The following is a 5,095-nucleotide window of genomic DNA, read 5'->3' on the forward strand; positions in this document are numbered from 1 at the left end:
TCGCTTTCTAAAAGCTGCAAAAAAGAATTGGTGGAAGATTATTGCCTTTTCGGTGCTGACTACTGGTGCCTCAATTCCTTTAATCCAAAAGCTTACGCCTAAGTATGAAGCTTATGCAACAGTTTTACTTAAGGCAGAGCTAACGAATCCAACTACGTTTGCAAAAGTTGTAGATTTTGACTCTACTCGTAAAGAATATTATGAGACCCAGTATCAATTATTAAAATCACGCCGTGTAATGTCACAGGTTGTTGATGACTTAAAACTGTATGAGTTACCTGAGTTTATAGGTAAAAAAGAAGTAAAAGATGATTCTTTAGCTAGGCAGAAAGAGCGTAGTATCAAATATTTAACTAAGCATCTTTCAATTTCGCCTGTCCGTAAAACTCAGATGGTTGAAGTTGGCTTTGAGTCAACAGATCCTAAAATTGCTGCAAGCGTTGCTAATGAGATTGTAGATGTTTTTTCTCATTTTTCTATCGATGATAATCATGAAGCAAGCCTTAATGTTTCAAATCTATTGGCAAAACAAGTTGCAGATCTGGACACTCAATTAAAGCAAAAAGAAGCAAAATTAAATGACTTCTTAAAAAAAGAAGGTTTGATTACATTTCGTGGTGTCGACGGTTTTCAAACAGAACAATTATCTTTATTAACAGATAGTTTAGCGACAGCGACTGCACAACGAGCAAATTTAGAAGCTATCTATAAAACTGCACGTGATGCAAAAAAGTTGGGCATCAATGGCTTAGTTGGTATTCCTGATGTATCTCGCCATCCCCAAATGGAAAATTTACGTCAGATGATTATTGAGCAACGAACGGAGCTTTCTAATCTAGAAGATCGTTATGGGCCTAAGTATGAAAAAGTAATTCAAGCTCGTTCTCAGCTAAACATTTTACAAGCTCAGGCTAGTCGTTTAGTAAATGAGATCACCTCAGGTATTAAAGAACAGTATCAAGCTGCTGTACTAAAAGAAAATCAACTGCAAGCAGAGGTGAACAAACAAGCAAATGCCTTTCAACTGTTGGGTGATAAGAAGACTCGTTATGACAATATGATGGATGACATTAGTCAAACTAGAGAGTTATACAATGAGTTATTAAAACGTCAGAATCAGACTCAAGTAAGTAGTCAGTTTTCAGAGTCATCTGCGAAAATTATTGATCAGGCGATTATCCCATTAAAACCGACGAAACCTAACAAAACATTATTAATTGCAGTTATTGCTATTATGTCATTACTTACATCAACATTATTTGTGATTGTTATGGCAGCAATTAATAATAAAGTAATGTCTATCGCAGAAGTTAAACGTCGTCTTGGCTTACCTGTGTTGGGTGAAGTTCGCGCTTATTCTCAACAGGTTACACCTAAAAATATTATCAATAATAGCTCAGATTTAAATACACTTGATGAAGCTTCTTTTGGTATTCGTAGTCAGCTGTTACTTCAGGAGGATGTTGCTCAGGTATATGTTGTTACATCGGCAACTGCCCAAGAAGGAAAATCTTCAATAGCAACGCTTGTAGCAAAAGCACTTGCAGTTGATTCAAAAGTTCTTTTGATTGATATGGATCTTCGCTCTAGCCAATTAACTCAATCATTAGATTGTACTGAAATACTTGGATTGACTGATCTATTAAGTCAACAGCTGTCTGTAAAAGATGCAATTACTCATACTCAATCAATAGATTTTTTATCTGTTGGTCAACAGACGAATCAGTCACCACTTATTACTTTAACAAATAAAAAGTTAGAGAAAGTCTTTACTGAACTTCGTCAGCTGTATGATTTCATCATTATAGATACTCCCGCTGTATTGGATTCTAAAGATGCAATATTAACAAGTAAACATGCAGATAAAGTTCTGTTTGTCACAGCATCTAATTATAACAGTTCAAATATATGTGTTTCTGCAATTGATTTATTGAAACAATATGGGTCTCAGGTAATTGGTTGCGTATTGAATAAAGTGGATACAAATTTATTAGAGTCTAATGAAAATTTGCAAATAGCTCCATCTAAGGATGTTCTTCTATGAGTTTAATTAAAGGTGCCTCCACAATAGGGGGCGCTTCCGTTATATCTCAGGTGATTGGTGCATTTACCATTCTCTTCATGTCATATCGTTTTGGTATGTCTGATGTTGGTAATTACTCACTAATATATGGCATTATATTAATTGGAGCACAAGTTGCGCTATATGGCTCACATTTCTTATTACCTAAAGTTGATCAACAGGATTTAGGTAAAGCTGTAGTATTTGGATTACTTCAATCTTGGATTGTGAGTGCAGCCTATATATTCGTGGTGAGTTATTTCTTCTCATTACCATTAATGGCTATTTATGTATTAACTGCTAGTTATGCCATGATGATTGTATCTGAGAATATATTACTACGTTCGCAGAAATTTCAACGATTAGCAGTTCAGCGTATTAGTGTCACATCAATAGTCTCTTTATCACTATTGATCTCATGGAAAGTTGAATATTTTTACTATATTTGGGCTTTTGCACATCTAATTCTAATCTGTTATTGGTTGTATTCATCATTAGATAAAAATGACTTTACGCTAAGCGATTTTTCACCAACAACTCAAGTAAAATTCTTGTTTAAACATTGGAATCATTTATCTCGTGTTGGTACAGCTGAAGTTGTTGCGAATGCTAGTTTGCAATTACCTACTGTCTTGATTAACTATTGGTTCAGTCCACTTGTTGCTGGTTATTTTGCTGTAGTAAATAGATTTTGTCTGTCACCTGTGCTTATTCTTGGGCAATCGGTTCGTAACTATACATTTTCAAAATGGTCTGAAGATTTTAGAAATAAAACCTTTAACTATGTGGAATTTAAACAAGTACGTTTGTTCTTAATTTCAATTGCTTTGATTACTGTGGCTGGTATTTATTTTGTTTATCCTTGGTTGACAGAACATGTTCTTGGAGAACAATGGGTACAATCAGTTGAGACATCTCGATTAATGCTACCTTATGTTTTTGCTATGTTGGCGTTTGTACCAATGACAGTAATTGAATTAATTTTTGGTACCCCAAACTATTTTTTAAGAATTCAATGTGAACAATTAGCGATAGTTATTATTGCCTTTATTCTTATTCCCTTTGTGTATAAGAGCTATGTAGTATCATTATTGATGTTTACGGTACTTACTGCAGCGCGATACTTGATGATTTATATCAAGATAAATAAAGATGCAGTGAAGCTACACGAAGAAGGTATTTTATAAATGAATACAGGATTGTTCTTTCAGATTTATGTGTTTATTACACTAATCTTTAGTGGAACAGCACAGTATTTTACCGGAGTTAGTGCTTTCCTCTGGTTACCATTTATAATGACAATTCTGATGTTTTGTCTTCTGCCATTACAAACGCGATATAATTTTGAACCTTTAGATCAAATTGAAATTACTGTTTTGATTCTATTCTTAGGTTTATTTGTTTTAGCCCTAACAAGTTCATTACTTCAAGAAGGGATTAAAACGACTATTGCAGGTGTGAAAAATGGTTTAGGTATGGCTTTATTATTGCCATGCCTGCTATTAGGTTTTTGTCGAGAATCTCAAATATATAAAGTTTGTCAGAAGTTGTATTGGGTTTTTTATGCTCAAATTCCTTTTGTAATCTATCAAGTTCTTGTCATTGTACCCGCTCGAGTAGCTGCTCAAGGTGAAATGGATTCATGGGACTCCGTTGTTGGCACATTTGGCGGTAGTATGGTTGCCGGTGGTAATGGCGCATCAATGGGGCTTTTCACACTGCTTATTATGATGATGAAGTTATCAGAGTATAAGCATGGAGTAACGACATTAAAATCCGTGTTGCTGCATTTCGCGATTGGTTTTAGCATCTGTATTGTTGCTGAAGTGAAATTTGTAACATTGCTAGCTCCAATTTTCTTACTTTTGGTTTATATAAAGCCAAGTTATGTTAAAGAAGTTAGGGTTATTGATGTAAAAACAATACTATTAGCAATTGCTGGGATTGTAGCCATTTTAACGATAGTTATTACTATCTTATCTCTTGGCTATGCTAGTAAGTATCAATCACACTCAATGAGTATTTTTGATATATTTATAGAGAATATTGGTTATATATTTGACCCTAATACTATTGTTGATGGTTTAGATGGTAATTTAGATGAACTTGGGCGTTTAACTGCATTAGTCTTTTGGTCCCACAATTCAGATATATACGGTTTCGTAAATCAACTGTTTGGATATGGTCTAAATAGTTCGAATGCAGGTGGAGCAGAGCCTGGCTATATTGCGATGCTATTTGATCTCGGTTTAGGTTCTACTGCATTAGCTATCTATCTATGGGAAATTGGTGTAGTTGGTGTTGGATTATTGCTTACAATCGTCTACTTGATCTTAAAAAATTCAAAGCCTAGACCAATGTTTTCTAAAACACAATTATCAGAAGCAGATATAAAGTTATTGTCTTATCAACCGGCATTTATTGGTTTTATTATCGCTGGTTTGATTACTTTACCCTATGCTCCATTGTTAGCATTAATTTTAGTATTTCAATTTCAGTTTTATTTTTCTCTTGGTGCAATAATGATTATAAGGAAGGTAACATTAACTAAATGTGAGACTCATTATGATCGGATTAATCAGGAATGAACTATCTATAAACTCTAGCTTAACTGCAAAGTTATTTATTATTAACTTTAGGCTGGCAAGTTTATTTTATAGTAGTTCATTAATAAATAAGGTTTTTATTGTAAATGTATTGTTTTTAAAATTATTGAAATTTATTTGTGGCTTGGATATTCCACCAAGGACAAAAATTGGGGAGGGAATGATACTTTATCATCCTCAAAATATAGTTATAAATGCTGACAGTGTTTTAGGCCGTAATGTGATGCTTAAACATAACGTTACTATTGGTAATAAGATTGATCCTATTACTGGAAAGCATGTTTCTCCAGTGATAGGAAATAATGTGGAATTAAGTCCTGGAGTTATTGTGCTTGGTGGTATATCTGTTGGCGATAATTCAATTATAGGTGCTGGATCAATAGTAGTAAAAAATATTCCTGCCAACTCAATTGCAGTAGGAAGTCCA

Annotated in this window: 4 protein-coding genes; all 4 read left to right on the forward strand. The window is 34.0% G+C overall.

The window, feature by feature from the left end; translation table 11 throughout:
• Positions 1-2,044, forward strand: a 2,044-nt coding sequence (locus I3255_RS13050) for a polysaccharide biosynthesis tyrosine autokinase (RefSeq protein ID WP_238039201.1), incomplete at its 5' end; no start/stop codon positions are given.
• Complete coding sequence (locus I3255_RS13055) at positions 2,041-3,249, forward strand: capsular biosynthesis protein (protein ID WP_106223452.1); 1,209 nt, start codon at positions 2,041-2,043, stop codon at positions 3,247-3,249. The genes I3255_RS13050 and I3255_RS13055, both read left to right, overlap by 4 nt.
• Positions 3,250-4,650, forward strand: coding sequence for a capsular biosynthesis protein (locus I3255_RS13060; RefSeq protein ID WP_238039202.1), 1,401 nt, complete (start codon positions 3,250-3,252; stop codon positions 4,648-4,650).
• The coding region (locus I3255_RS13065) for a serine acetyltransferase (protein ID WP_238039203.1) at positions 4,628-5,095 on the forward strand (468 nt) is incomplete at its 3' end. The genes I3255_RS13060 and I3255_RS13065, both read left to right, overlap by 23 nt.

The sequence above is a fragment of the Psychrobacter sp. Ps6 genome, from assembly GCF_022129235.1.
Lineage (GTDB): Bacteria > Pseudomonadota > Gammaproteobacteria > Pseudomonadales > Moraxellaceae > Psychrobacter.